Annotated in this window: 23 protein-coding genes and 1 pseudogene; 15 read left to right on the top strand and 9 right to left on the bottom strand. The window is 61.9% G+C overall.

Annotation, left to right across the window (positions count from 1 at the left end; genetic code table 11):
* Positions 1–42 precede the first annotated feature (42 nt).
* The 4 genes and pseudogenes from AC1VXD_RS04195 to AC1VXD_RS04180 all read left to right on the top strand — a co-directional run bounded on the left by AC1VXD_RS04195 (position 43) and on the right by AC1VXD_RS04180 (position 4,264).
* Positions 43–1,386: an alpha/beta fold hydrolase gene (locus AC1VXD_RS04195; RefSeq protein ID WP_482990984.1), complete on the top strand. Its 1,344-nt coding sequence runs from the start codon at positions 43–45 to the stop codon at positions 1,384–1,386.
* A 50-nt stretch (positions 1,387–1,436) separates the two neighbouring features.
* Positions 1,437–2,912: pseudogene (locus AC1VXD_RS04190) on the top strand (GMC family oxidoreductase); the annotation flags it as partial.
* A 50-nt stretch (positions 2,913–2,962) separates the two neighbouring features.
* Positions 2,963–3,766 (top strand): SDR family NAD(P)-dependent oxidoreductase, encoded by an 804-nt coding sequence (locus AC1VXD_RS04185; RefSeq protein WP_482990983.1) that lies wholly within the window; start codon positions 2,963–2,965, stop codon positions 3,764–3,766.
* 75 nt (positions 3,767–3,841) lie between these two features.
* Positions 3,842–4,264 carry a hypothetical protein gene (locus AC1VXD_RS04180; RefSeq protein ID WP_482990982.1) on the top strand — a complete coding sequence of 141 codons (423 nt, stop codon included), beginning with the start codon at positions 3,842–3,844 and terminating at the stop codon, positions 4,262–4,264.
* A gap of 16 nt (positions 4,265–4,280) precedes the next feature.
* On the opposite strand, the gene AC1VXD_RS04175 is transcribed toward AC1VXD_RS04180, so the two are convergent.
* The 4 genes from AC1VXD_RS04175 to AC1VXD_RS04160 all read right to left on the bottom strand — a co-directional run bounded on the left by AC1VXD_RS04175 (position 4,281) and on the right by AC1VXD_RS04160 (position 9,023).
* Complete coding sequence (locus tag AC1VXD_RS04175; protein ID WP_482991059.1) at positions 4,281–5,507, bottom strand: arsenic transporter; 1,227 nt, start codon at positions 5,505–5,507, stop codon at positions 4,281–4,283.
* A 35-nt stretch (positions 5,508–5,542) separates the two neighbouring features.
* On the bottom strand, positions 5,543–6,751 hold the full coding sequence (locus AC1VXD_RS04170; RefSeq protein ID WP_482990981.1) for an MFS transporter: 1,209 nt from the start codon (positions 6,749–6,751) through the stop codon (positions 5,543–5,545).
* Positions 6,752–6,886: 135 nt separating this feature from the next.
* Positions 6,887–8,140, bottom strand: coding sequence for a DUF2254 domain-containing protein (locus AC1VXD_RS04165; protein WP_482990980.1), 1,254 nt, complete (start codon positions 8,138–8,140; stop codon positions 6,887–6,889).
* A gap of 118 nt (positions 8,141–8,258) precedes the next feature.
* Positions 8,259–9,023, bottom strand: a complete 765-nt coding sequence (locus tag AC1VXD_RS04160) for an EAL domain-containing protein (RefSeq protein ID WP_482990979.1) — start codon at positions 9,021–9,023, stop codon at positions 8,259–8,261.
* Positions 9,024–9,154: 131 nt separating this feature from the next.
* Between AC1VXD_RS04160 and AC1VXD_RS04155 the strand changes: the two genes are divergently transcribed.
* A complete protein-coding gene (locus AC1VXD_RS04155; RefSeq protein ID WP_482990978.1) occupies positions 9,155–9,424 on the top strand; it encodes a hypothetical protein in 270 nt (89 codons plus the stop codon).
* A 99-nt stretch (positions 9,425–9,523) separates the two neighbouring features.
* On the opposite strand, the gene AC1VXD_RS04150 is transcribed toward AC1VXD_RS04155, so the two are convergent.
* Positions 9,524–11,059, bottom strand: coding sequence for a cryptochrome/photolyase family protein (locus AC1VXD_RS04150; protein ID WP_482990977.1), 1,536 nt, complete (start codon positions 11,057–11,059; stop codon positions 9,524–9,526).
* 157 nt (positions 11,060–11,216) lie between these two features.
* On the opposite strand from AC1VXD_RS04150, the gene AC1VXD_RS04145 reads away from it, so the two are divergent.
* Positions 11,217–11,363: a DUF2256 domain-containing protein gene (locus tag AC1VXD_RS04145; protein ID WP_482990976.1), complete on the top strand. Its 147-nt coding sequence runs from the start codon at positions 11,217–11,219 to the stop codon at positions 11,361–11,363.
* The gene (locus AC1VXD_RS04140; protein ID WP_482990975.1) at positions 11,318–12,550 is read left to right on the top strand and encodes a hypothetical protein; all 1,233 of its coding nucleotides are present in this window, start codon (positions 11,318–11,320) and stop codon (positions 12,548–12,550) included. Before AC1VXD_RS04145 ends, AC1VXD_RS04140 begins: the two co-directional genes overlap by 46 nt.
* Positions 12,551–12,595: 45 nt before the next feature.
* Here AC1VXD_RS04140 and AC1VXD_RS04135 read toward each other — a convergent pair whose 3' ends face one another.
* Positions 12,596–12,904, bottom strand: a complete 309-nt coding sequence (locus AC1VXD_RS04135) for an N-acetyltransferase (RefSeq protein ID WP_482990974.1) — start codon at positions 12,902–12,904, stop codon at positions 12,596–12,598.
* 268 nt (positions 12,905–13,172) lie between these two features.
* On the opposite strand from AC1VXD_RS04135, the gene AC1VXD_RS04130 reads away from it, so the two are divergent.
* Positions 13,173–13,904 carry a hypothetical protein gene (locus AC1VXD_RS04130; protein ID WP_482990973.1) on the top strand — a complete coding sequence of 244 codons (732 nt, stop codon included), beginning with the start codon at positions 13,173–13,175 and terminating at the stop codon, positions 13,902–13,904.
* Positions 13,905–13,920: 16 nt separating this feature from the next.
* On the opposite strand, the gene AC1VXD_RS04125 is transcribed toward AC1VXD_RS04130, so the two are convergent.
* Positions 13,921–14,307, bottom strand: coding sequence for a hypothetical protein (locus AC1VXD_RS04125; protein WP_482990972.1), 387 nt, complete (start codon positions 14,305–14,307; stop codon positions 13,921–13,923).
* A 13-nt stretch (positions 14,308–14,320) separates the two neighbouring features.
* Positions 14,321–14,677 carry a hypothetical protein gene (locus AC1VXD_RS04120; protein ID WP_482990971.1) on the bottom strand — a complete coding sequence of 119 codons (357 nt, stop codon included), beginning with the start codon at positions 14,675–14,677 and terminating at the stop codon, positions 14,321–14,323.
* Between the two features lie 569 nt (positions 14,678–15,246).
* On the opposite strand from AC1VXD_RS04120, the gene AC1VXD_RS04115 reads away from it, so the two are divergent.
* From AC1VXD_RS04115 to AC1VXD_RS04090, 6 genes are all read left to right on the top strand, one after another.
* The gene (locus AC1VXD_RS04115; RefSeq protein WP_482990970.1) at positions 15,247–15,402 is read left to right on the top strand and encodes a hypothetical protein; all 156 of its coding nucleotides are present in this window, start codon (positions 15,247–15,249) and stop codon (positions 15,400–15,402) included.
* Positions 15,403–15,433: 31 nt separating this feature from the next.
* Entirely contained in the window at positions 15,434–15,868 is a 435-nt protein-coding gene (locus AC1VXD_RS04110) for a hypothetical protein (protein WP_482990969.1), read from the top strand.
* Positions 15,869–16,851: 983 nt separating this feature from the next.
* Positions 16,852–19,164 carry a pentapeptide repeat-containing protein gene (locus tag AC1VXD_RS04105; RefSeq protein WP_482990968.1) on the top strand — a complete coding sequence of 771 codons (2,313 nt, stop codon included), beginning with the start codon at positions 16,852–16,854 and terminating at the stop codon, positions 19,162–19,164.
* A 254-nt stretch (positions 19,165–19,418) separates the two neighbouring features.
* Positions 19,419–19,853, top strand: coding sequence for a hypothetical protein (locus AC1VXD_RS04100; protein ID WP_482990967.1), 435 nt, complete (start codon positions 19,419–19,421; stop codon positions 19,851–19,853).
* Between the two features lie 166 nt (positions 19,854–20,019).
* Positions 20,020–20,415, top strand: a complete 396-nt coding sequence (locus AC1VXD_RS04095) for a hypothetical protein (RefSeq protein WP_482990966.1) — start codon at positions 20,020–20,022, stop codon at positions 20,413–20,415.
* 473 nt (positions 20,416–20,888) lie between these two features.
* Positions 20,889–21,848 (top strand): DUF6602 domain-containing protein, encoded by a 960-nt coding sequence (locus AC1VXD_RS04090; protein ID WP_482990965.1) that lies wholly within the window; start codon positions 20,889–20,891, stop codon positions 21,846–21,848.
* Positions 21,849–22,007: 159 nt separating this feature from the next.
* Here AC1VXD_RS04090 and AC1VXD_RS04085 read toward each other — a convergent pair whose 3' ends face one another.
* Positions 22,008–22,877: a hypothetical protein gene (locus tag AC1VXD_RS04085; protein ID WP_482990964.1), complete on the bottom strand. Its 870-nt coding sequence runs from the start codon at positions 22,875–22,877 to the stop codon at positions 22,008–22,010.
* Between the two features lie 59 nt (positions 22,878–22,936).
* Here AC1VXD_RS04085 and AC1VXD_RS04080 point away from each other — a divergent pair, with 59 nt between their 5' ends.
* Entirely contained in the window at positions 22,937–23,683 is a 747-nt protein-coding gene (locus tag AC1VXD_RS04080; protein WP_482990963.1) for a hypothetical protein, read from the top strand.
* Positions 23,684–23,903 lie beyond the last annotated feature (220 nt).

Raw genomic sequence — 23,903 nt, 5'->3', positions numbered from 1 at the left:
ACGCCGACGACCATGCTCGCGCCGCTACACGCTGAGGTCTGCATGCAACGTCCTGTTCTTTTTCTGCTGCACAGCCTGGGCGCCAGCCGCCGCGAATGGAGCGGCCTGGAACGCGCCCTCGGCGATCAGTTCGACTGTGTCGCGCTGGACATTCCCGGGTTTGGTGGCACCTGCGCAGGCAACGCGACCGACATCGATGCCCTTGTGGACTGGCTCCAGCAGGAAGTCACCTCGCGCGCGCCGTGCTGCTGGTTTGCCGTCGGCCACAGCATGGGCGGCAAGATCGCCTCGCTGCTCGCTGCGCGCAGCCGTGACGGCGCCCAGGGCCTGGCTGGCCTGGCCGGCGTGGTGCTGGTGGCGGCCTCGCCGCCGTGCCCAGAGCCCATGGGGGAAGCGCGTCGCCAGAAGATGCTCGGCTGGTTCGCCGACGGGCGGCCCGAACGCGCCCATGCCGAAGAATTCATCGATGCCAACACGTTCCACCCACTGCAGGGTGACCTGCGGGAAACAGCCATCCAGGATATGCAGCGCACCGACCCCGTCGCCTGGCGTGCCTGGCTGCAGCAGGGCAGCCGCGAGCATCGCCAGGGAGACGCCGGGCACCTGCAAGTGCCGGCGCTGATACTGGCGGGGGCAGAGGACGGCGATCTCGGTGAATCGGCGCAGCGCGCACTGAACGCGCCGCACTATCCGCACGCGACCGTGGACATCGTGCCGGACGCTGCGCACCTGGTCCCCGTCGAGCAGCCACACTGGCTGGCCCAACGCATCGTCGCATGGGCAATGCCACTGGCTGCACGCGCACTGCCGGCGCGCTTCATCCAGCTGCTGAACGCCGACCGCGTGGCGCCGCGCATGCGCGCGCGCCTGCTGGCACGACATGCCCCACCGCTGCCACTGCCGGAATCCGCGCTGCCCGCACGCCATCTGGCCCTGCTCTCTGCGTTGGCTGCGCGCCTTGTGCCAGGTGGGGATGCCGATGAACTGGCGCTGCGCGTCGGCCACGCACTGGTCAACCACGAGAGCGACGGCTGGCGCTTTGCTGACCTGCCACCGGATGCGGATGCCTGGGCACAGGCGCTGGATCAGCTGGATGCAGCCGCCAATGGATTCAGCATGCTTGCGCCCACCGCACAGCACGCACTGCTTGAACAGGTGCAAGGACAGAGCGCCACCGCGCCAGAGGGTGCCGTGCTGGACCCCGCGCAGTGGGCCCATTGGCTTGAGGATGCAAGGGCGTTGTTTGCCAGGACCTGGATGAGCCTTCCCTCCACCTGGGCTGCCATTGGCTATGACGGTTTCGCGGTCGGCGGCAAAGGCGCGGACAGTCCCGGCTACGCGCACACCGAAGCGGGAGCCACCGATGCGTGGCAGCTGCCGTGCTGAATCCTGTGACGCATGGCCGTGGTGCAGACGAGTCGTACGATGCAGTCATCATCGGCAGCGGCGCCGGCGGTGCGCCCTTGGCAGCCCGCCTGGCCGAGGCCGGCGTATCGGTGCTGTTGCTGGAAGCCGGCCGTACTTTCACGCCCAATGATCATGTGGCCGACGAGCTGGCGACCGACATCTACTGGATGGAAGAGCGCCTCAGCGGCGGCAAGACCCCCACCGCATTCGGCGCCAACAATTCCGGCCAGGGTGTTGGCGGCTCCACCCTGCACTGGGGCGCCTTCTGCCCGCGGCCGGATCCGCGCGACCTGCGCCTGCGCTCGCTGACAGGGCAGGGCGCAGACTGGCCCATCGCGGATGCCGAGTTGCGTGCGTATGTGCAGCGGGTCGAGGCCTTCATCGGTGTCTCGGGTCCCGCGCATTACCCGTGGGACCCGGCGCGCCGGTACGACTATCCGCCCGTGCTGCGCAATGCCCCGGCCCAGGCCATGCAGCGCGGCTGCGACGCGCTGGGGGTAAGCGCAACCGATGCACCGGCCGCCCTGGTCAGCCAGGCGCGGCAGCAGGCGCATTGGGGCCTGCGCCAGGCCTGCAACCATTGCGGCGCCTGCCACCAGGGCTGCAGCAATGGCGCCAAGGCCAGCATGGACACCTCCTGGCTACCGTGGGCGACGGCACACGGCGCGGTCATCCGCGATGAAAGCCGGGTTGTAGACCTCGAGCGCGACGCCCGCGGCCGTATCAGCGGCGTGGTCTACCAGCGCAATCATCGCCTGCACCGGGTGAAGTGCTCGGCCGCGTTCCTGTGCGCCGGCGGCGTGGAAACGCCGCGCCTGCTGCTCAACCTCGGGTTGGCCAACAGCAGTGGCCAGGTTGGGCGCAACTTCATGGCCCACGTTGCCACCCAGGTGTGGGGCTTCTTCGATGCGGACATGTGCATGAATCGCGGCTACCCGTCCTCGCTCATCACCGAGGATTTCGTCCGGCCGCGCGACGCCTCCTTTGCCGGCGGCTACCTGGTGCAGAGCCTGGGAGTGCAGCCCGCTACGCTGGCCAACACGCTCGCCAGGGGTGCCGGGCTGTGGGGCCAGCCGTTGGTGGATGCGCTGTCCTCCTACCGGCACCTGGCCGGCATCGGCATCAATGGCGAGTGCCTGCCGCAGGACGGGAACCGGCTGACCCTCAGCGACGAGTGGGATGCCTTCGGCATGCGCCGCGCGCGGGTGGATTTCAGCTACGGCCCCAACGAAGGGGCACTGGACGCGCATGCCCAGGCCCAGCTCACCCGCATCTGGGAAGCCGCAGGTGCCACCGGCATCTTTGCCGCCGCGCGCTCGGCCCACACCCTGGGGACCTGTCGCATGGGCGATTCGGCCGATACCGCGGTAGTGGACCCAGACGGCCGCAGCTTCGATATCCCCAATCTCTTCATCTGCGACAACTCGATCTTCCCCAGTGCCCTGGCCGCCAACCCGGCGTTGACCCAGATGGCACTGGGCCTGCGCACCGCAGAGCGTTTCCTGCAGACGCTGCCACCGCGCAGCACCACTTCCTCCCCAACCAAGGACACATCATGGATCTCGGAATAGAAGGGCGCATCGCCCTGGTCAGTGGCGCCGATTCGGGCATGGGCAAGCAGACCGCACGCGAACTGCTGCAGGCGGGTGCACGCGTTGCCATCACCGACGTACCCGACGGCACGCTGGACGAGGCCCTGCAGGAGCTGTCGCCGCTGGGCGACGTGATGGCCGTCGCCGGCGATGTTACCGATGCCAAGGATGTGGAACGCATCTGGGCCACGGTGCGCAGCGAACTCGGCGACCCCGACATCTACGTCAACGCCGCGGGTGTCACCGGCGCTACCGGCGATTTCCTTGATGTCGGCGACGACGGCTGGCTGCGCACGCTGGACATCAACCTGATGGGCGCCGTGCGCATGTGCCGCCAAGCCATTCCCTCAATGCGCGCCAAGGGCTGGGGACGCATCGTGCTGTTCGCCTCGGAAGATGCCGTGCAGCCGTACACCGACGAGCTGCCCTACTGCGCGTCCAAGGCCGGCGTATTGAGCCTGGCCAAGGGGCTGTCCAAGCAGTACGGCAAGGACAACATCATGATCAACACCGTGTCTCCGGCCTTCATCCATACGCCGATGACCGACGCGATGATGCACAAGCGCGCCAAGGAAAAGGGCATGTCGTTCGAGGAGGCAATCCGCACCTTCCTGGATGAGGAGCGCCCCGGCATGGTGCTCAAGCGCCGCGGCCGGCCCGAAGAGGTCGCCGCCGCGGTCCTGCTGCTGTGCTCCGAGCGCGCCAGTTTCATCAACGGCGCCAACATCCGCGTCGACTCGGGCTCGGTCTTCACCCTGGCCGGGTAGAGTCGAGCTTGCTCGACTGCTACCGGCCCGGGGTAGTGCCGGCCGCTGGCCGGCAGATCCCCTTGAAGGACGACGATGCGCCCAACCATTACTGCCACCGATTGGAAGCACCAGCCGTTACCGGAGCGCCATGTTTCGCTGCCGCTGGACTTCCATCTCGATGCCGTCGAGTCAGCCTGCGTGCGCCGCGGCCTCCTGCCCTTGGACATGGAGGACAAATGGTTCCTTTACTACGAGGGCACGACGCTCCACATGCACCGCAGCTGGACCGGCTTCTGCATTGCCCAGGTTCACTTCATTCCTGAAGGCGAGGGGCTGCACGCTGTCAGCGCTGAGATCAACCGGGACCCCACGCAGTACACCAGCAGCGACGATGCTGCGGATGTCGCCCTGGTCGAGTCCATGGTCCGAGGGATCGGGGTTTCACAGCGCTACATTGAACAGCGACAGGCGGGTGACCACGGATGGCTGGTCGTTACGCCGGCAGGTCCGCACTGATCAATCCGCAGCCCGGTCACAACAGCAGCAGGGCACCTATCAGGGCGGGAGGCATCACCAGGATCCCCACTCGCAGGAAATCGAGGGCGCCCACATGCTCGCCCTCACGTCGCAGCGCAACCAGCCACAACAGGGTCGCCAGTGAACCGGTGACGGACAGATTGGGTCCCAGGTCCACGCCCACCAGCAATGCGGCCCGCACCTGCGCGGGCAGATCCGCCGCCTGCGCTACGGACCCGGCCGCCAGTCCTACCGGCAGATTATTGGCTACATTGCTCAGCAGGGCGGCGGCAATGCCCGCCACCCAGCCGGCGTGGCCGGTCGAGCTGCGCGACAGCGTCTCCAGTCCGTCCGCCGCCTGCTGGATCACCCCGGTCTGCGCGACTGCCTCCACCAGCACGAAAAGACCCGCCACCAGCGGCAGCACGCTCCAGGACACGTGCCGCAGCAGCGGCAGAGGACTGCGCCGTTGCACCATCGCTACGACCGCCACGCTCAACAGCCCGGCACAGAGTGTCATCAGCCCCAGACGACCATTCAGTGCGGAGGTGACCACCAGCACCGTGCCGGTGAACACCACGCCCCCCGCTGCCAGGCGGCCACCGGGAGGCAGCGGCTGCTGCGGTGGCGAAACTGAGATCGGCTGGGCGATCTCACGCCGGTACAGCAGCCTCAGCACGCCATATGTGGCGGCGATGGCGGCCAGTGAAGGCAGCGCGAACTGCTTCAGCCATTCCAGCAATGGCGGCATGTGTGCGCCAAATACCACCAGATTGGCTGGGTTGGAAATGGGCAGCACGAAACTGGCGGCATTGGCGATGAATGCACAGACAAACAGATAGGGCAGGGGCGTAACCCCGGCCACCCGGCATGCCGCGTACACCGCAGGGGTCAGTACCACCGCCGTGGCATCGTTGGACAGAAGGACCGTCACCACCGTGCCGACCAGGAACACCAGGTCGAACAGGCGCCGCCCCGAGCCGGCTGCGTGCTGTACGGCGTACAGCGCGAGCCAGTCAAACACCCCTTCGCGCCGTGCCAGCTCGGCCAGCAGCATCATGCCTACCAGGAACAGGTAGACATCCTGGCCCTCGGCCACCGCGCCCATGAAGCTTGCGACCGGCATGGCCCCGGTCAGCGGCAGCAACAGCGCGGCGGCCACGGCCCAGACATATTCGGGAATGCGGAAGGGGCGGAACAACAGGCCGGCAATGGTCACCGCCACCGCTGCCCAGATGATCATCGACGACGCTTCAATGTGCATGTACCGCCCAAACCTCACGAATGCTCAATTGCCGGCGTATCCCGTGTCTCAGGCACCTTCAGCGCCAGCAGCACTGCCGCCGCGGCAATCGCCGCCAGCACCAGAAAGGCGGCATCATAGCCTGCGCGCTGGACGATGAAGCCAGCCAGAGCGGGGCTGAGCGCACCCCCCACCCCGAACACGGTGGTGACCGCGCCCAGAGTGACATTGAAACGCCCGGTGCCTTCGCTCAAGTCCCTCACCATGATGGGGATCAGCGCACCAAAGATGCCCGCGCCCACGCCATCCAGCAGCTGCACGCTCAACAGCCAGGCCGGGGCATCGGACAGAGGGTAGAGCGCAGCACGGATCGGCAGGATCAGAAAACCCGCCAGCAGCAGCGGCCGCCGCCCCCAGCGATCAGCCCGTGCCCCCACCAGCCACGCCAGCGGAATCATCACCAGCTGGGCGGCCACGATGCACCCGGCGGTCAGCGTGGTCGCAAGGGCATGGCTGCTCAACGCCAGTTTCTGCCCGACCAGCGGCAACATCGCCGCATTGGCGAGGTGGAACAGGCAGCTGCACGCGGCCAACAGCAACAGCCGCCGGTCCCGCAACAGCAGCCGCGCGGGGGAGGGGGCGTGCGCCTGCGTTGGCTCGTCAACCAGGCCGCGAGCCCGCGCATCGTCAATGGCCGCACCCGGAATCGCAGCCGTGGCCGCAAGGCTTGCGAGGGTCATCACTGCCATGAGGTAGAACACGACCGTCGGTCCCCACAGGTAGGCCAGTCCCCCGGCCAGCAGGGCCGCCACGACGTTGCCGGCATGGTTGAAGGTCTCGTTGCGCCCCATGCGTCGCGCAAACGCGCGCGGCCCGCTGACGCCCAGCGAAATGGCCGCAATGGCCGGCGCAATCACCGAGGCCGCCACGGCACTCAGCGCCTGGGTGGTCGCCACTACCGCGAAGCCCTGCGTCCATGGCAGCAGCAGACACGTAGTGGTCACCAGCACCGCAGCGATGGCCAATGTCATCCGCTTGGCATGGAGCCGGTCCATCAACGCCCCTGCGGGTGTCTGGGTCATCAGCCCGATGATGGCCGACACCGTCATGACCGCACCGATGCTGGCCGGCTGCCAGTGGTGTACCGACAGCAGGTAGATAGCCAGGTAGGGGCCCAGCCCATCCCGCACGTCTGCCAGGAAGAAATTCAGGCCATCCAGGCCGCGCTCGGCGCGCCTGTTCACAGGAGAGTGTGTAACGGCAGTTGTCACGTCGGTGCGGCCACGGCATCAAGGTAGCCGGTTGATTCCGGCTGCGGTGTTATGCGCGATGGGGCGTGATGGCGATGTCGCGCGGCCCGGACCGTCAGCTGAGGCTGTTCAAGGCTGAGGAGCCGCCGCTGACGCCCGCAGCGCCTCACGGTCCGGCTCGAATGTCAGCCGCTCCAACGCACGAGCCATTGCCCATTGGGCATGCCTCCGTGCCTCCCGGGCGATGTCCGGATCGGGCGCCAGCTGCAACGCAGCGAAGCCCTTCTGCAGCCGGATGTTGACCTCCAATGAGCCCGCGGCGTCGCGGGCAATGGGGGTGAAGACATCGTCGAACAGATCGCTGGCCTGCAGGGCGGACACGTGCACGTGCGGATACTGCACCTCGCCATCGGCAGCCTGCTGGCGGTACTCGGCCCAGCGGTGCAGCAGTCGCACACAGGTGCCGATCACATCGATGCAGGTGCCTGGGTCATTGATGGAGGCGGACATCGCGCGCTGACCCACCTCTGACAGCATGACAAGGCCATAACGCGGATCGTTGTCGATGGCCCGCGCGTCGCTGCAGCTCAACGCTGCCAGCAGCTGGCGTCGCGTCTGGTCACTGACCACGCCCTCCACCTCCATCACGGGGTGAGCAGGGGTGGCGAAGGTGCCGATCTGGCAGTGCAGGTGGATGCGCAGCCGATTCGCAGAAGCCAGGTCTTCCAGTCGCGCCATGTCGATGTGCTCGACATAGGCGATACGCTCATCGGTCAGTGGCACAGCGCCGAATGCCACGGGTCGGCACGGCGCGCCGCCCAGCAGCGGGTCGGCCGCGCGGCGCTTCATTGCGGCCAGCGTGGCACGTTCGACCAGGTCGATGGTCTCCCCCAGCCGGCCAAAACGCGTGAACTGTTCGATGGCGCGCAGCAGCGTGATGGTGATGATCACAATCACGCCCACCGTCGCACCGAACAGCACCAGCCGGCCACTGTCACCATACAGTCCAGTGCTAAGCGCGATCAGTCCGACGATGGAGAACAGGAACGCGCCGATGAAGGTCGCCAGCGCACCCTGCGCCCGGCTGTCCTCGATCAGCAGGCGAGCAGCCCGGGGCGTCGCACTGTTGGAGGCCGAGCCATAGGCCGACACCATGGTCGACAGCGAGAACGTCGTAACCGTCAGCATGGACGCGGCGAGGATGCCAAGGATGTTCCCGACCGAATCAGCACCGATACGGGTGGCCAGCCCGGCCGGGATGAGGAACTTCAGGAACGCGCCGCCCAGCGCAGTGGCAACGCCCATCGCGCCATAAAGCGCGGAGCGGAACCACATCCGCCGCGTCACCCGGCCCAGGTAAAGTTTCCATCGGGTCAGCACCATGCAGGCTCCAGGATCGACGTGCGCTCAGTAGATCCACGCCATGCGTGGATAGTCCAACAGACTGCAGAAAGCCACATAGCGAAAATGCCACTACTCTTTGGCGCCCCGCGAACGCCGCTCAGCCGGGCCATGGAACCCCGGTCTCCGACGTAGTGCCTTCAAACAAGGGCCGCCCGAACCAATACCCCTGCATCAGCCGGATACCCAGATCGGACAGGCAACGTGCCTCGTCAGCCATCTCAATGTCCTCGGCAATAACCTCGATGCCCAGCTCCCCACACATCCCGACGCCCCCGGCCACGATGGCCCGGCGCGAAGGACTCTGGTGGATGCCCCGTATCAGCGCCATGTCCAGCTTGACGATATCGGGCTGGAAGTCGGCCAGTAGATTGAGCCCGGCAAAACCCGCCCCGAAATCATCAATCGCCGTCTTGAAACCGATGCGCTTGTACTCCGTCAGGATTTCCGCCAGCCACTTGCCGTCGTCAATTTTCTCGCCCTCCACGGTCTCGAAAATGATCCGCTCGATCGGGAAACCATACCGGCGAGCGGCATCCAGCGTGGAGCGGATGCACACCTCGGGCCGGTAGATGGCGTTGGGCAGGAAGTTGATCGAGAGAAGGGACCCCATCTGCAGCGAGGCGGCGGTCCGGATTGCCTTCTCCCGGCACGCCTGGTCGAACGCGTACTGGTGTTCCGTACCCACCTGCGACAGTACCGAATGGGCCGACTCGCCGTCGGGGCCGCGCACGAGCGCCTCGTGCGCGAAGATCGCGCGTGACCGGATATCCACGATCGGCTGGAACGCGTAGCTGAAATCGAATCCAAGCGCAGGTGCGTCCCGGCACAGGGCGCACCCGGCACGCTTGTCGGGGATGGGCATGGAATGCGCTCTCTGGACGGCAGGGGCGGGCAGTGTAGCCCCTGCGCCGACAAGGCCAGGTGCAGGCGCGCCGCAGCCACATGCCGGCCCGGATTACTTCAGGCAGGCGCGATCCTGGTGGTGCACCGCCATTGTCTGCAGCACAAAGGAACGGCCCCGCCTTCCGCGCACGCCTGCGCGCCGGCACCCGCATCGTCAAGGTCAACGGGGCGCCTTATTCCACTGCAGGCCTGCTGGTGGCAGTCCGCCGCTCGGCGCAGCACCCGGTGGCGCTGGAGATCGAGCAGGACCAGCAGCCCTCCAGTGTCGTGCTGGATTACCGCGGTCCGCTGCGCTACCCGAGGCTCGTGCGCCAGGCTGATCAGCCCGACCGCCTGTCCAGGCTGCTGGCGCCCCGCTGAGGCGGGGCAGGGTGGCAAGGAAGGCGTGATACGCAGTCCGCCGCCCGCGCGCCTTGGAGTGAAGGCGCTGGACTGCACTGGCCGGGTCGCGCTGAACGGCTACAGCGCGTCCAGGTTGCGCCGCAGTGCGTCCGCCTGCTGGGCCAAAGCGTCGCGGCGGCCGGCCGGCATCCGCGCCAGCTGCCGGTAGGGCATCTCCAGGCGAGCATTGCCGCTCAGTGTCGCCGCGTTGCGGGACAGGAAATCCCAGTAGAGCGCGTTGAAGGGGCAGGCCCGGGGCCCGGTCGGCTGATCATGCCGGTAAACGCACCGCCCGCAATGGTCTCCCATGCGGTGCAGGTAGGCCGCGGCAGAAATATAGGGCTTGGTCGCCAGCAGACCACCATCAGCGAACTGGCTCATGCCCACCGTATTGGGCAGTTCCACCCACTCGAATGCGTCGATGTAGATGCCCAGGTACCACTGGTGCAGGGCATGCGGATCCAGACCGGCAAGCAGGGCGAAGTTGCCGATCACCATCAGCCGCTCGATATGGTGGGTGTGGGCATTGGCCAGCGACCGGCCTATCGCGCTGCGGACGCACGCCATGCGCGTGTTGCCGGTCCAGAACCATTCCGGCAGCGGGCGGGCATGGCCAAACGCATTGCTGCGCTCGTAGCCCGGCATCTTTGCCCAGTACACGCCGCGCACATACTCTCGCCATCCCAGGACCTGGCGGATGTAACCCTCCACCGAGGCAAGCGGCGCAAGACCCTCGCGGCCCGCCAACTCCACCCGCTCAATTACCTCCCAGGGCGAGAGCATCTTCGCGTTCAGCGCAAACGACAGCAGCGAATGGAACAGGCGCGCTGCCTGCGCACTGATCGCATCCTGGTAATCGCCGAAATGCGGCAGGCCATGTTCAATGAACGCGTCGAGCTGCTGCAGAGCCTCGGCCCGGTCCAGCGGCCAGCGCAGCGCATGCGCGCTGGGATCGCCAAAGCTGGCCACGCCGGCATCGCGGATCGTCTGCCACAGCAGGCTGTGATCGTGGGTGGGCCGCAGGTCCGGCGGCTCGGGCGGGTCGCCCGGCCAAGCCTTGCGGTTCTCCGCGTCGAAGTTCCAGCGGCCACCCAGCGGTCCGCCATCGGATTCAAGCAGCACCCCGTGGCGCTGCCGCATGTAGCGGTAGAACACTTCCATCGTCCAGCGATCGCCACCTCGGTTGCCGAAGAACTGCGCCACCTCATCGCGAGTGGTCAGGAAGTGCTCACTGTCCACGCAGCGCACGGGAATGGCCTGCTGCGCTGCGTAATCGCGCAGTTGCTGGTCCAGTCGCCATTCGTCCGGCGCCTGGTATTCCAACTGGTCGGCCCCGTGGTGGTGCACAAGCCGGGTCAGGTTGTCGGGCAGCGATTGCCGGTTGGCAGGGTCATCAATGGCGAGGTAGCAGACCCGGTGCCCGGCCTCACGCAACTGCCCCGCGAAGCGGCGCATCGCTGCGAAGATGGCCAGGATCTTCTGCGCGTGATGCATCACGTAATCCGTCTCCTGGCGGATCTCCATCAGCACATACACCACATCAGCCGAGCGTTCGGCGAACCAGGGATGGCACGGATTGAGCTGATCCCCCAGCACCAGGCGCAGGCAGGTCACGAAACGCTCCTGGGCAAGCGGAATGGCACGAGTGGGGGCGGCGGCAAGGACATTCGGGGTTCTGGCGCGGTGGCTGATTACCTGGATGTCTACGCAGCGGGGACCGCGCTGGATGCATCCAATTCCCCGCTCAGCGCGTAGGACGGCTATGGCAAAGATGAAAAAACGGGCAGACCTGCCGCAGAAGATCTGCGCGACCTGTGGCCGACCCTTCGCCTGGCGGCGCAAGTGGGCGCGTGATTGGGACCATGTGCGCTATTGCTCGGACCGCTGCCGCGACCAGCGTGGGCGACCGGGCGGCTAGTCGAACACGGCTGGCAAACGCGCCCTTCATCGCAACACCGGCACAATAGCGCGCTTTCCCCGCAGAACAGGGAGGCCAGTGGCGCCATCGTGAGAGCACTTTTCGTTATTGCCGCCAGCGTGCTGGCAAGTACCGCATTCCAGGCCAGTGCAGCAGAAGCCGGTCGGGATGCAACTCCCTATTTCGAGCCCGGCGGTGCTGTGCGATTCAATTATGGCTGGCTCGACTACGCGCCTACCAGTCGCCTGCAGCTGGAACTGCTGCAGGCAGACATCGATGCCGGAGCCGGACCTTTCTCCTTTTCCGCGCAGTACCGCTGGTACGACGGCTTCCACGCCGTGCACCATGCCTATGCAGGCTGGAAGTTTTCCGACCAGACCCAGCTGAAGGCCGGTATCCAGCAGGTGCCGTTCGGGCTGTTGCCCACGGCCTCGCAGAGCTTCTGGTTCGGGTCGGGCTACTACCTGGGTATCGAGGATGACTACGATCCCGGGTTGGTGCTGGCCCACACCCGTGGCGACACCACTTGGCATGTTGGCTGGTTCTCCGGCGATGAATACGGCACCGGCGCCCGTTACGACCGCTATTCGTTCGATGTGGCGCAGACCGACGCGCTGCCGTACCGCGAGCGGCAGCGGCTGCATGCTCGGGTAGAGCAGAGGCGGGCCTGGGCAGGCGGCGAACTGCTGTTTGGCGCATCGGCCTTTGCAGGCCAGGTGCAGAACACGCAGACGCGCCGCCACCACGGCCACCAGGGCGCCGCCGTCCATGCGCAATGGAAGCGCGATGGCTGGACGACGCAACTGCAATGGGCGCGCTACCGCTACGACATTCCCGGCAAGCGCATCGCCATGTCAGCCTTCCAGGCGCCGTTCGAGATTGCAGCGCAGGCCGACGTACCCAGCGCCAATGTTGCCTATTCGTTTGCACGAAAGGGCAAGCTCGATGACCTGACCTGCTACAACAACCTCAGCATGACGCGCCCGGTGGGACACAGCGCCGGCGTACGCGATTCGTGGCAGAACGTCACCGGCTGCAGCCTGCAGAAGGGCATCATGACCACCTACGTCGACTGGATTGCCGGCCGCGACATGTGGTTTGCCGGCGGCGAGGGCATCGGCATCAACGATGGCGGCCCCTCGCAGTGGCATTCCCGGTTGAACGTGAATGTGGGGTTCTATTTCTGATCTCGCGCGCCTGATGGCGCGCCTTGCAACTCGCCAATCGCCCGGCTACAACCGCTTGCTCATGAAAACCCGTGCATGTCCCGGCGGGTAATCCTGCAACCGCGCGAAACACGCATACCCGTGCCGCGCGTAGAACCCCTCGGCCTGCCAATCAAACGTATCCAGCCGCGCACAATGCGCGCCCAGCGAACACGCCCGGCGCTCGCACAACACCTGAATCTCCAGCCAGCCCAAGGCCACTTCGGCAAGGATGCCGCCCAGCAGGGAGCCGTCGCAATCCCGCATCACCCATCGGATGTGTGTCTCCGCAGCGTCGTGATTGGACGTGCGGTAGAAGCCGCCGTGCGTGGCCAAGCGCTACCGGGGACCATCCCGCTCTGGTAGCGCCGGGCCTTGCCCGGCGAGCGCGAAGCGCGGACTGCGTCCGACGCCATGAACGCCTGCACAAACGCCGCCGGGCACGGCCCGGCGCTACCGATGGTGCCTTACGCCTTCGTGCGCGGCCACACCTATTCGTGGTTGATCTTCCTGGTCAGTAAGCTACATCTGGGCCCATGCCATACGCCAGCCCGCAACGGCTAAGATGCCGTGGGATTGGACGCCTTCAGGGACGGAACACGTAATGGATATGCAGACGAGCACCGACACCCAGGAACAAGGCCAAGCCGTCGGCGATGACACCCTGACGTTCCAATGGCTCTACGCGCGCGTACAACCGCTGGTGGATCACAGCATTTACCCCAAGGCTGGGGCCTTAGAACGGTGGTCGTTGCGCGTTGGCGGCGTTGCGGGTTCTGCAGGGCTGCTTGCTGCATGGTTGCTGGACCGCTGGGTGGCGGACAGCATCCTCTTGTCGGTCACGCTGCTTTGCCTGCTTGTGGAGATCGGCGGGTTCGCCGTCCACGGCATCCTGTCAGTAAAGCGGCAATACAAGCAGTACCTTCAACCCAGGCTGTCCCACGCCAAGGAAATGGACAGCGAATATCAGCACTGGGAATGCATGATTGCCGATATTCGACGCTTCCCGAAAAGCCAGCGTGAGCAGCGCCTCCGTTTTGTCAGTGCACTCAGAACCGGCATGGTCGAGCGGATGGGCCTCTTTTATGGCGGCGTACAGCGGCTGGGCCCATTCCCGCTGCTGATTGCCTTCTATGTGCAGTACCGCAGCTGGAAGGAAAATGGCTGGGCAGGCGTCTTTGATGTCGGCCTTGCAGGAGGCATCCTGATTTTTGCCATGGTGCTCCTTTATGTAATGGCCTGGCTGCTGATCAGCCAGCGCATCCGGCTGGACACCTGCATCAACCTGCTCGAAGCTTCCCTGCAGGACCCCGAGGCGAACCCGCCCGCCGGCTAGAGGCGGGCGGGCTCGACTACTCCTCCGCCCGTAAGCGTTCGCCATGCTCCAGCCAGACCCTGAACTCATCCCGTAGCGGCAGCACGTCCGGCGCAAGCAGATCAACACCCGGGGGCAGGCGAATAACCAGCCCGGTTGCGGCATTCTCAACCGCCATCACCGGAAGCCCCTGGTAGCGTATCTGGAACCACGCTGCAGGCGAATCACCGGCATCCAGCGTGAAGCCCTTCCGCGCCTGCGCGTCGGCGAACCCCTGCGCGTGGCGGCGCAGGAAATCAAACAGCCCTGGCGGCACGGATTCGAAGGTGCGGACCTCCGCAGGCGTAGGCGATGCCTCAACCAGTGGCACGGGCAGCAACAGCAACGCGAGTAGAATCGAGCTTGCTCGACGATACCAAGTCATATGTTGACCCTCGTCAGGCAGCCGGCCGCACGCGTTCCTGGATGAAGATCGTCAGCGCAAGACAGGCCATCGCAAGCCCTTCCATCACCCGATCGCCCACGTACTGATCCGGATCGCCATTCTGGCGGGCACGTTCGGCCGCCAGCAGGATCTCCTGGATGACGCGCTGGCCCGCCAGGGCGCAGTCGGCATCGGAGAGCGCGACCCTGCGCCAGGGCAGGGGATGGCGCTCGGGCCACGGTTGGCCGTCGGACGCCGCACCTGCGCCAATGCTGTGCAGGAGGGCAATCAGGCTGTTGGGATCCTGTGCTGGCTCGGAAGCAGGGGCTTCCGGGGTGGGCTTGGGGGCAGGGGAGTAAGGCTTGGACATGGCGTGGCTCCTAACGTGCAGGCAGAAGCCGCCACCGATAAAGGTGGCGGACGATGCGTGGTTCGAAATCCGGAACACGACTAAGCCCGGGCGGGCGCAAGGCCCCCACGCACCGCCCGCCATAGCCGGCCGACGGATTGCCAGCCGGCACCACGCGAGGCGGTGCCGGCTGGCAAGCGTAAACAACAGTCGTGTTACCGGGATTTCGAGCCCCGGCCACCCTTTTTCGGTGGCGTGGCTAGGATTACGCCCGGTTGCGCGCTGTGCCTAGGGGATGGGGTCGAATCCGCCAATTCCCGCGACGCTTTTGGCATTGTCTCATAGCAGGAGAGGGCGGCAAGACGCCTACTCCACAAAGGAAAGTGCGCGCCTCTGCGGCAACGGCGCTGCATCGAAATGATTGATGCGAAGGCATCTGCGAGCGGGCGTAATACGACACAATTGGATCAACTGGCGCTGAGAAGCCGGACAACGAGGCTATGCGTGGAACGCACTGAGAAGGATTTCACGTTGCTCACACTCGCGGGCTGGGGGCGGTCCTCGCCACGTTTGGGCTGGTGCAAGGCGCGTTGTACCTGAAGGCCTATTGGGATCACTTCGGCCTGGATCCGTTCCAGTTTGTCGCGGTGGGGGAACTGGCCCTGGCGGGCCTAGCCGCCATGGGTTTTGTGCTGTTCCTTCTGGCCGTTGGGGCCCTGCTGGGCGGCTGGATCGAGGGGCGCTGACAGGCGAAGCCGCAAAAGGAGGTGTTCGAGCATGGCTGGTTCCGACAATCTTCTTCGGCGCGCTTGCTGTCCTCATCTGGTGGGCAGAGGCATGGCCCGCGCTGATTGGTATGGTCTTGACCATTTGCTGCGCACTGGCCGTCCAGCTTTCGCCCGTGGTGCCCGTGCCATCAAGTACTCCCCGTGGATGATCTACTTGCTGGTAATGATCGTTTATGTGTCGGTTGTTTCAAGCTGGCTCGGTGAGAGACGTGCGAGAAACATCACGTCGGGAGTCCAAACCAGCACATCCACGTTACGCACTGAAGGCGGTGTACGCGGCGACCTAGTCTTGATCGGACGCCTTGGTGACACCTATGCACTGTGGGACCACGAGAAGAAGACGACAACGCTTTTCCCGGCCAGCGACATTACGTCGCTCGAAATCGCGCGTAAGGGCTCAGGCGTCGTCCCGCTCAAAGATTAGCCGTTTCACCACGGATGGCTCATGGCGATCCATTGGGCAAACTCCTCAACTCAGACTTACGATAAGGGCGCGTTATCGCGGGTGAGGAAATGTCCGGCCAGAGTCCAATGCGAACCCAGGCGCCTAGACTCACCCATACGCTTCAGTGCCCGAACGATCGCCAAGAGCCCGTGCGGGAACCATTTGCTGACTGCCGTGCAGAGCAAGCTATACTGGCGAGCAGAGATTTGGGGCGCCTCGGAGAGGAGAGGGGACCTTGTACGTTCTAATTGATTACGACAACGTTCCATCGGCACTGTGGTCACCGGGTCCAATTGAGGCTGCTTCCGCCATTTGCGCGCAATTACCGGCAGCTGTTGTTGGAAGTGAGCCAGACCTTGTCGTCAGGCTGTATGGGGGCTGGAAGACCAACTCAGTCTCGACGCAGCGCGCCCAAGGACTGATGGCACATCTCACAATGGGGCACACTTACATTCAAAGACCCGGCCACTCCACAGATGCTAAGAAGATTCGATTTGTCGTCCAACTAGCACTTGGACCTATCGGAGGGAATGGCGTGTTCGCCACCACACTCCAAACGGACCGACCACTGCGATCTTTCAGGCCAAAGCCTAACCCGGCAGGGTGTGTAAGTTCCGATGCGTGCGGGATGCGGTCGATAGGCGACTTGCGTCACAACACTCCGTGTAGCGAAGGAGCTTGTGCGATCACTGCAAAAGATGTTCTGGTGCGTGACGAGCAAAAAATGGTAGACACGTTGATGGTGGCCGATTTGGCCCACATTACTTTCGTGGACAAGCATGATGATGTGGTCGTTGTTAGCTCAGACGCAGACATATGGCCGGGAATTCTGTTGGCGATAAAGGGGGGTTGCGCAGTTACCCAAGTCCACGCCACGCCGAAGATCGTCACTGCTTCGAACCTAAAGAATATGTTGCACCCTGACATTTCGAGCTACTACAGAGAGATTTCAATCTAACGCCATGGACATTGCTCAGCTGAAGCAAATACTGACTTCTTTCGCAGATGAGCCTGCCGATGTGGATGTTCGCTCGGGAAAGGTCACCGCTCAAATTCGCGACGACATCATTGAAGCAAATCTATCTTTTGATGAGAACCAAAGTATCATCGTTGAGGAAAATGGCATAAAGCTCCACTGGCGACCTTGGATTATCCAAAGAGTCGCGAGGCTCCCGCAGCTGGCCGATCGAATCATTAGCTCGGGGGGTGCTTCACCGCTAGGCGATGGATTACGCCCGTTTGTCGCACCAAAGGCGCTATACACAGGCGATCTGGCGGGCACCAATGAGAGCGTAACTGATGAGCGGCGTGAAAATGCTAACGAAGCTCTCGTTGACGCTGCAACCTCGGCAACGCCTGGTGCCACATCTATCCTCTACTTAACTTCCGACGCTGGCGAGGGCAAGACTACGTTGATCAAGCGCGTTGCGCTTGACCAAGCTCAACGATTTAAAGATAAGAAAGTATCAAGTCTAATTGTGCCCATCCCGCTGAGCGGGCGATCATTCTTAACTTTCGATGATGCGGTGATCGCTGCCCTGTCTAATCAATTGCGCTTCGGATATTACTACTACGATGCATTTCTACACCTGGTCAAGCTCGGTGCGATTGTGCCCGCGTTTGATGGATATGAAGAGATGCTAGTTGAGGGATCGAAAGGGGAAGCAGTCTCGGCCCTGGGAAATTTAGTTCAGTCCCTACAGAGCTCTGGGTCCGTGATAATTGCGGCACGCAAGGCCTTCTTTGAGTACTTGAGTTTCCGTACTCAGGCGCGCCTGCTAGACGCGATTGGAGATCGTTCAGCCGTGTTCGGTCGACTACAGCTACAGCGCTGGGATAAGGATCTGTTCTGCCAATATGGAGAGCTTCGCGGCGTGACGGATCCGGCAGCAATTTATGAGACGGTTGCCGCGCGACTCGACGCTGATCACCCGCTCCTGACCCGAGCCGTGTTGGTCAGCAGGCTGTTTGACGTGGCCGAGAGTGAAGAGGATAGGAACCAGCTGGCTGCAAAGCTCGGCTCCAACCCTCATGACTATTTCTACACTTTCGTTGACACAATCGTGCAGCGCGAAGCCAGTCAAAAGTGGCTCGCACTAGTTGCAGGCGAAGTTCGTGAACCACTTCTCACGAAGCAGGAACATCACGCCCTTCTTGCAAGCTTGGCGCAGGAGATGTGGCAGGCGTCCGTGGGGGCGCTTCGGTACGACGTAGTAGACGTGCTTGTAGATTTGTTCACAGAGAGCAAGGGCAAGCCTGCCCATGTTACTCGCCAAGTGAAGGAGCGGATTCGGCAGCACTCTCTACTTTCGGCGAACAGTCTTCGTGGAATGGGGCTGTCGTTTGATCACGAGGACTTCCAGGCATTCTATTTGGGTGAAAGTCTAGGTCTTTTGTTATCAGGGGAAAGGCCGGTAGAGGTCAGGACTTTTCTCCAGGTTAATACTTTGCCTTACGCTACTGTGGAACAGGCGGTGCAATATCTGGAGCGTAATGGAGTCAACTTGACATTAATCATTGACATGCTTGCGTCGATTAATCGTCAGGAGACAGGCTTTACCTTTAGCAAACAGAATTGCAGTGCTCTGTTGATCCGGATCGCGGAGGTGGCGAGCTCCGTAAACAATCCTATCCAGCTGGAGCGGCTAATACTTTCAGCTGCAAGCCTGGAGGGTCGCAGCCTTTCGAATGTGTCATTCCTTTCCTGTGAATTGCAGCCGACGGGAATTGATGGGGCCAACATGGATGATGTGCGCTTTGTCGACTGTGACTTCGAGCGACTCGAGCTTGATGGTGATTCGGATCTCCGCGGGATTCGCATGGAAGATTGCAGGATAGCTTCGCTGGCTATCCCAGGGGACGATGTTCAGTCATTCGATCCCCGCGCCATCTCTCAGCATCTCCGTCAACACGGGGTGGTTTTCGAGGGCCAAGATTCCGAAGTCCACGGCGAGATTAGAGCCACCGACGAGAGAACAAGAGCAGCTGACAGATTTTTCCGCGCGTTCACGAGACGAACCTATGTGGACGCCTCTGTGCTTAAGCTTAAGGCTGGCCGCGTGTTGAGTTCTGTATTGTTTGACGACGTCCTGCCGCGCTTGATTGCAGACGGAGTGATCGGCGAGATTCCCTGGACGGGCCAAGGAGTCCAGCGACGCTTTAAGCTCCTAACGCCGATGACTGATGTGTATAGTGCTCTTGAAACTGCCAATGGCGATTTTGAAGTTTTTGCATTAGCACTCAAATCTAAGGGTCGAGCGAATCTGAGTGAATAGGCAGATAAAGGCGAGGGCGACGATCAGCGATCGAGAGATCGTCGCCGCCGGCCCGAGGGTGCTGGACGTCGCTGGAATTCCATGATCGAGATGCTGCGGTCAATTTGGGATGTTTATCAGGGGTGGGGTACGGTCGGCTTCCGACCCAAAGCTGAGGTACGATGTTGCCGCTAGCGAGCGATCGGGGCGCTAAAGGGAAGCCTTGGTACCGAATTAAATCAGGGCCACCCTTGATTCAAATAAAAGGGGCCGTCATGTTCGAAAATATGAAGAAGGAGCTGGAGCGACTGGCTCAACTGCAGCAAGTATCGGTGCCGTTAGAAAGCGATGCCGAAGGTTACTGTGACAAGGAATGTCCCTCACCTGGGTGCCTCTTCCAGTTCAAAATTCACAATGAGGACTGGAGGAACATCGTCCGCGACGAGGAGGTCTTCTGCCCCGCTTGTCGACATGCTGCGCCGGCGAAATCATGGTTCACGACAGCGCAGGTAGAGGCAGCTCGCGAATTCGCATTTGGCACCGTGGTCAATCGTTTGAACAAGGCCATCCGGAAGGATGCGAGCGAGTCAAAAAGAAGGCAGAGTCGAAACTCATTTCTTCGCATCACTCTTGAAGCCAAAGGGGGGGCGCGATGCGGTTCTGCTCCCCATCGCATCAGCAGAACCTATGCGGTTGCGGGCGGTATGTGAAGGCTGCGAATGCAGGTACTCCTACATTGGCGCCGCGTACTTTTGTCCGAGCTGCGGAAAAAACTCAGCAAAGCACACATTCTTCCAGACCCTAGGGTCGATCCGATCTGCCGTAGGGCTTCGCGGCACTTTGGCGGGCTCTATCGGTATTGATGAGGCTGAAGTTGTGACACAGTCGCTCATCGAAAAAGGAGTGCTCGATGCAGTTACTTCTTTTCAGCGACTTTCTGAGCAGCTCTACCTGCTGCGTACCGGAAAACAGGCAAAGAGAAATTCCTTCCAGAACCTAGACGTTGGATCGGAGCTCTGGAAGTCCGAGATTGGTCAGAGCTACGACCAATTGACTGATGAGGTGTCAGTGGCGAAGCTTCGGGTCTTCTATCAGCAGCGACATCTGCTTGCGCATCAACAGGGGATCGTTGATGCTGAATATATCGAGCGGAGCCAAGATCATAGATATGTAGTTGGACAGAAGATTCTCGTTCGAGAGGACGACGTGCTCGAATTCGTCAGGCTCATTGAAAAACTAGGAAACGGGCTAATGGAGCACGTGGGCGACTGAAGCCGTCCACTGCGAAGTTTCGCTGCGGACGCCGACTGGATCTAGCAGTGACGGAGAGCTACTCGCCATGAGTAGGCTTCCCAAGCGCGAGGAGGTTGCAGGTGAATTGTCCGCTGCTGGCCGGAAGCGGACATGGTCAGGGGATTAGGGATGTTTATCGGGGGGTAGGGATCAGCATATCTCGCCCCCGATTGGAGGCAGTGCTGTGTTTCCGTTGACCATAGCTGCGTCGTTAGGGACCATCCATTCTCCGCTGGCGCAGGTCTGTCGCACAGAATAGGATCGTGGTGAGCTAAACTAACTGTGTCACTATCACCACTCGAGCGTGTCCTTGCGTTTGAAGATAGCGCGTCCGTAGTGCAGCAGATCAGCGATCAGCTTGACCGGCCTGCTGCCTAACAATTCATTTAAGCCGACTACCAATTCGTGGCAGCGGCTTAACTCAGAGCGTTAGACCCGAGGAAGCCTTGCCTATGCCCCAAGACAAAAAGCATGATCTCTATGAATTCATGCGGCAGATTAGCACTGAGATGGCAGCAGAGTACAACCGCATTCAAATGCGTGCGACAGAAGATCCTGGCACAGCTGGTGATCAAGGCGAAGAGAATTGGGCAACGCTACTGCGCGATTGGTTGCCTCAAACCTATGAGGTAGTTACTAAAGGAAGAATCATTAGCCAAGATGGGGCAACTAGCCCCCAAATCGACGTATTGGTCCTGCACGAAACGTATCCAAAGAAGCTCCTCGATAAAAAGCTGTATTTGGCTGCAGGTGTCGCTGCTGCATTTGAGTGCAAGACCACACTCAAGGCATCACACATAACCGAGGCGATGCAAAACTCCGCAAAAATTAAGAATCTTTACCCTACACGTATCGGCACTCCTTACAGGGAGCTGCACTCGCCTCTAGTTTACGGCTTGCTTGCTCACTCTCATTCGTGGAAAGGTGCAAGCTCCACGCCAGAGCAAAACATCGAACAAAAGCTACACGAGGCTGATGAAGCGCACGTCATCCACCCGCGCCAACAGCTGGATTTTTTGTGTGTAGCAGATTTGGCGGCATGGAGCTCCACGGCGATGACCTTTCTCGGCCCTAGCCAAGTACCAGACTGGTCAAGCCTAGCAGCAGCGTACGGCCACTCTGGATGCGCTACCACCGCCTACGTGGGGCACTTGCGGACCGAAGATCAGGTTGATCATTTCACTCCGATTGGCGTACTAATCTCCTACCTGTCTCAGAAACTTGCTTGGGAAAACCCGTCCCTGCGAGGTCTGGCCGACTATTACCGGATTGCAAACATCGCTGGCTCCGGAAGCGGCGGAATGCGAATGTGGCCAAGCTCTATCTACAGCGACGAGATCAGAGGGCGCATTGAGGCAGGGCATCTAAGTAACGGCAAGGCGTGGGACGAGTGGCTCGTTACTTTTCAGTAACGAGCCTAACAGATCATTCAAGCCGAAGCCGCATCGCGGCACGGCATAATCCAGGTGTTTGGATGTCCGCTTCTGGCCGGCAGCGAACATCGGCGGGGCAGGGAATTAGGAAGATTTACCGGGGGTGCCGCAGGACACGTCCATCATGGGGTCAAGCGGTCATGGCCCCGTGGGGTCCTCATCTTCCCATTCCAGCGACGACTGGGCTCTGAGGAAGCGCGATGTTTTGAAACGAGGAATGTAAGGTTGCCGTCGAGCTTCGTTGAGCAAGCGGTGGAACCACCAGTGCTCGGGCGAGTTAGGATCCACCCCGGGAAGAGGACGGAACTGATACATGCCAGGTAGAGCAGCATCCTCGTAAACCACGTGGCGGTGGTAGACGGGCTCGATGTAGCCATAAAGCGCCCAAGTAACGTTGTTGATAAGTTCTGCGAGCCAGCTCCCGTAGTAGATGAAGACGTTCTCTCCCAAGTGCTCACGGAAGTCGTCCAGCGCGAACGGAATCTGAGCCAGAGGAACGTGGTGGCCGTGCACGGCAAGTAGGGTTTGCACCTGCTGAGAAACGCCGGTCAGCCGCGCCAGGTTGTGCTTGGCTTGGTTTCCCGCAATTTTGAGCAGCTGCAGGCGGGTGACCGATAGCCTTGCTTGGACGTTGATGCTTCCAAGCCAGAACTTGGGATGGATCACTTCATGAAGCCAGGAGCGAAGGTCTGCGACGGCGCTGGCGAGCTCCAGGGCAGAGCTCGGGTCGGACAGCTGTGGATGCGCGCCGGCTTTCTCCAACACCTCCAAGCAAGACATTTTCTCTCCCAACAGCTCCTTGCTGCCCCCTTCGTGGACGAAATCCAGCAAGCGGATGTAGAACAAATCGCGGTGAGGCGTCGACTTAAAGCGCACCTGCATTTCCCCTGGATAGCCGGCCAAAGGCAAGAACTCCATCAACAGCCGATTCACCAAATCACGCAACGCGTCAAAGGCAACGCTTAGGCCGATGGCTTCTAGGGTTTCTGGGGAGGAGTGGGTGGACATGATTATGAAGATGGATGGCTTCGTGCAATCATGTCCGATCTACACTTAGGTGAACAGTGATGGACAAGGTCAAGCATTCGCTCAACACCTTGAACCACTACGCGGATGCTTTCCGGGACATGGTCAACGCATGCGTGAGCTTGCGCGGAGAACCGGTCGTACGGCTAAAGCTGGAGAAGGAGCTCGACTGGAGCTTTCTGTGCGTGGCGATGGACATCCTGGGCGATGCCAGCTTGGCCATAGGCAACGTGCTAGTTTTTGGCCTGGATGGCCCAACCCGGTACAACAATGATGGGGAAAAATACCTGCGACTTTACGGCCTGCTGGGAGCCACCTATAGCCAACAACGGGCCGCCCTTAAGCTCCACAAGCTGACCAACTGCCCAAACGTCAACGGCCTTGGGGATAAGGCCAAGCGGCTGAGGGCCACCATTCTCCGCCATCAGATCGCCGCCCACAGCTTGGACAACCTCGACGAGAGCGGGCGGGTTACTGCCGCCTTTGTGCCGGTGCGCATCGAACTTGGAGGCTTCAACTGCACGGTGACCCAGAACCGGGGAGACACGTTTGAGCGGCACGATCTGTTGGAAGACATCCGCGAGCACTGTGACTTCGTGGTGACGGTCCTGGACGAGGTGTTTGCGAAATGTGCCGGAACCTTCTTCAAAGAAGACGCGGCAAGGCGCGCTGAACATTTAAGGACACTTCAGGAGCTCCGCGGGATCCGAAACGGGGACGTCGTCATGCATGCGGGTGACATCAAGATTGTGGTGAACGCCGTAAAGCCCAAAGGCGCTGCCCCCTAGTGTGTTGAAGCGCACGAACCTGGTATCTTCTCTCGATCTAAGTCTAAAAATCGATCACCAAGCGCCGGCGGCTAATTTTGGAACAGGCAATCATCCAGAGGTTCGACTCGGAGAATTGCATGGACTCGTACCAAGAGCGAAACTGCCATGACAACGCGGCGATGGAGAGCTTCTTCCAGCTAATGAAACGGAAACGGATCAAGTGGAGGATCTACAGCAA

This window comes from Stenotrophomonas sp. STEN054, assembly GCF_056854535.1.
This window is presented reverse-complemented; position numbering and strand designations above follow the sequence as displayed.

Excerpts from the sequence above, each read along its gene's own strand:
- AC1VXD_RS04165 (WP_482990980.1), bottom strand. The coding sequence starts at position 8,140 with ATGGTGCTGACCCGATGGAAACTTTACCTGGGCCGGGTGACGCGGCGG.
- AC1VXD_RS04125 (WP_482990972.1), bottom strand. The coding sequence starts at position 14,307 with ATGACTTGGTATCGTCGAGCAAGCTCGATTCTACTCGCGTTGCTGTTG.
- AC1VXD_RS04120 (WP_482990971.1), bottom strand. The coding sequence starts at position 14,677 with ATGTCCAAGCCTTACTCCCCTGCCCCCAAGCCCACCCCGGAAGCCCCT.
- AC1VXD_RS04160 (WP_482990979.1), bottom strand. The coding sequence starts at position 9,023 with ATGCCCATCCCCGACAAGCGTGCCGGGTGCGCCCTGTGCCGGGACGCA.
- AC1VXD_RS04080 (WP_482990963.1), top strand. The coding sequence starts at position 22,937 with ATGGACAAGGTCAAGCATTCGCTCAACACCTTGAACCACTACGCGGAT.
- AC1VXD_RS04085 (WP_482990964.1), bottom strand. The coding sequence starts at position 22,877 with ATGTCCACCCACTCCTCCCCAGAAACCCTAGAAGCCATCGGCCTAAGC.
- AC1VXD_RS04130 (WP_482990973.1), top strand. The coding sequence starts at position 13,173 with ATGGATATGCAGACGAGCACCGACACCCAGGAACAAGGCCAAGCCGTC.
- AC1VXD_RS04145 (WP_482990976.1), top strand. The coding sequence starts at position 11,217 with ATGAAAAAACGGGCAGACCTGCCGCAGAAGATCTGCGCGACCTGTGGC.
- AC1VXD_RS04175 (WP_482991059.1), bottom strand. The coding sequence starts at position 5,507 with ATGATCATCTGGGCAGCGGTGGCGGTGACCATTGCCGGCCTGTTGTTC.
- AC1VXD_RS04105 (WP_482990968.1), top strand. The coding sequence starts at position 16,852 with ATGGACATTGCTCAGCTGAAGCAAATACTGACTTCTTTCGCAGATGAG.
- AC1VXD_RS04090 (WP_482990965.1), top strand. The coding sequence starts at position 20,889 with ATGCCCCAAGACAAAAAGCATGATCTCTATGAATTCATGCGGCAGATT.
- AC1VXD_RS04180 (WP_482990982.1), top strand. The coding sequence starts at position 3,842 with ATGCGCCCAACCATTACTGCCACCGATTGGAAGCACCAGCCGTTACCG.
- AC1VXD_RS04110 (WP_482990969.1), top strand. The coding sequence starts at position 15,434 with ATGGCTGGTTCCGACAATCTTCTTCGGCGCGCTTGCTGTCCTCATCTG.
- AC1VXD_RS04195 (WP_482990984.1), top strand. The coding sequence starts at position 43 with ATGCAACGTCCTGTTCTTTTTCTGCTGCACAGCCTGGGCGCCAGCCGC.
- AC1VXD_RS04100 (WP_482990967.1), top strand. The coding sequence starts at position 19,419 with ATGTTCGAAAATATGAAGAAGGAGCTGGAGCGACTGGCTCAACTGCAG.
- AC1VXD_RS04185 (WP_482990983.1), top strand. The coding sequence starts at position 2,963 with ATGGATCTCGGAATAGAAGGGCGCATCGCCCTGGTCAGTGGCGCCGAT.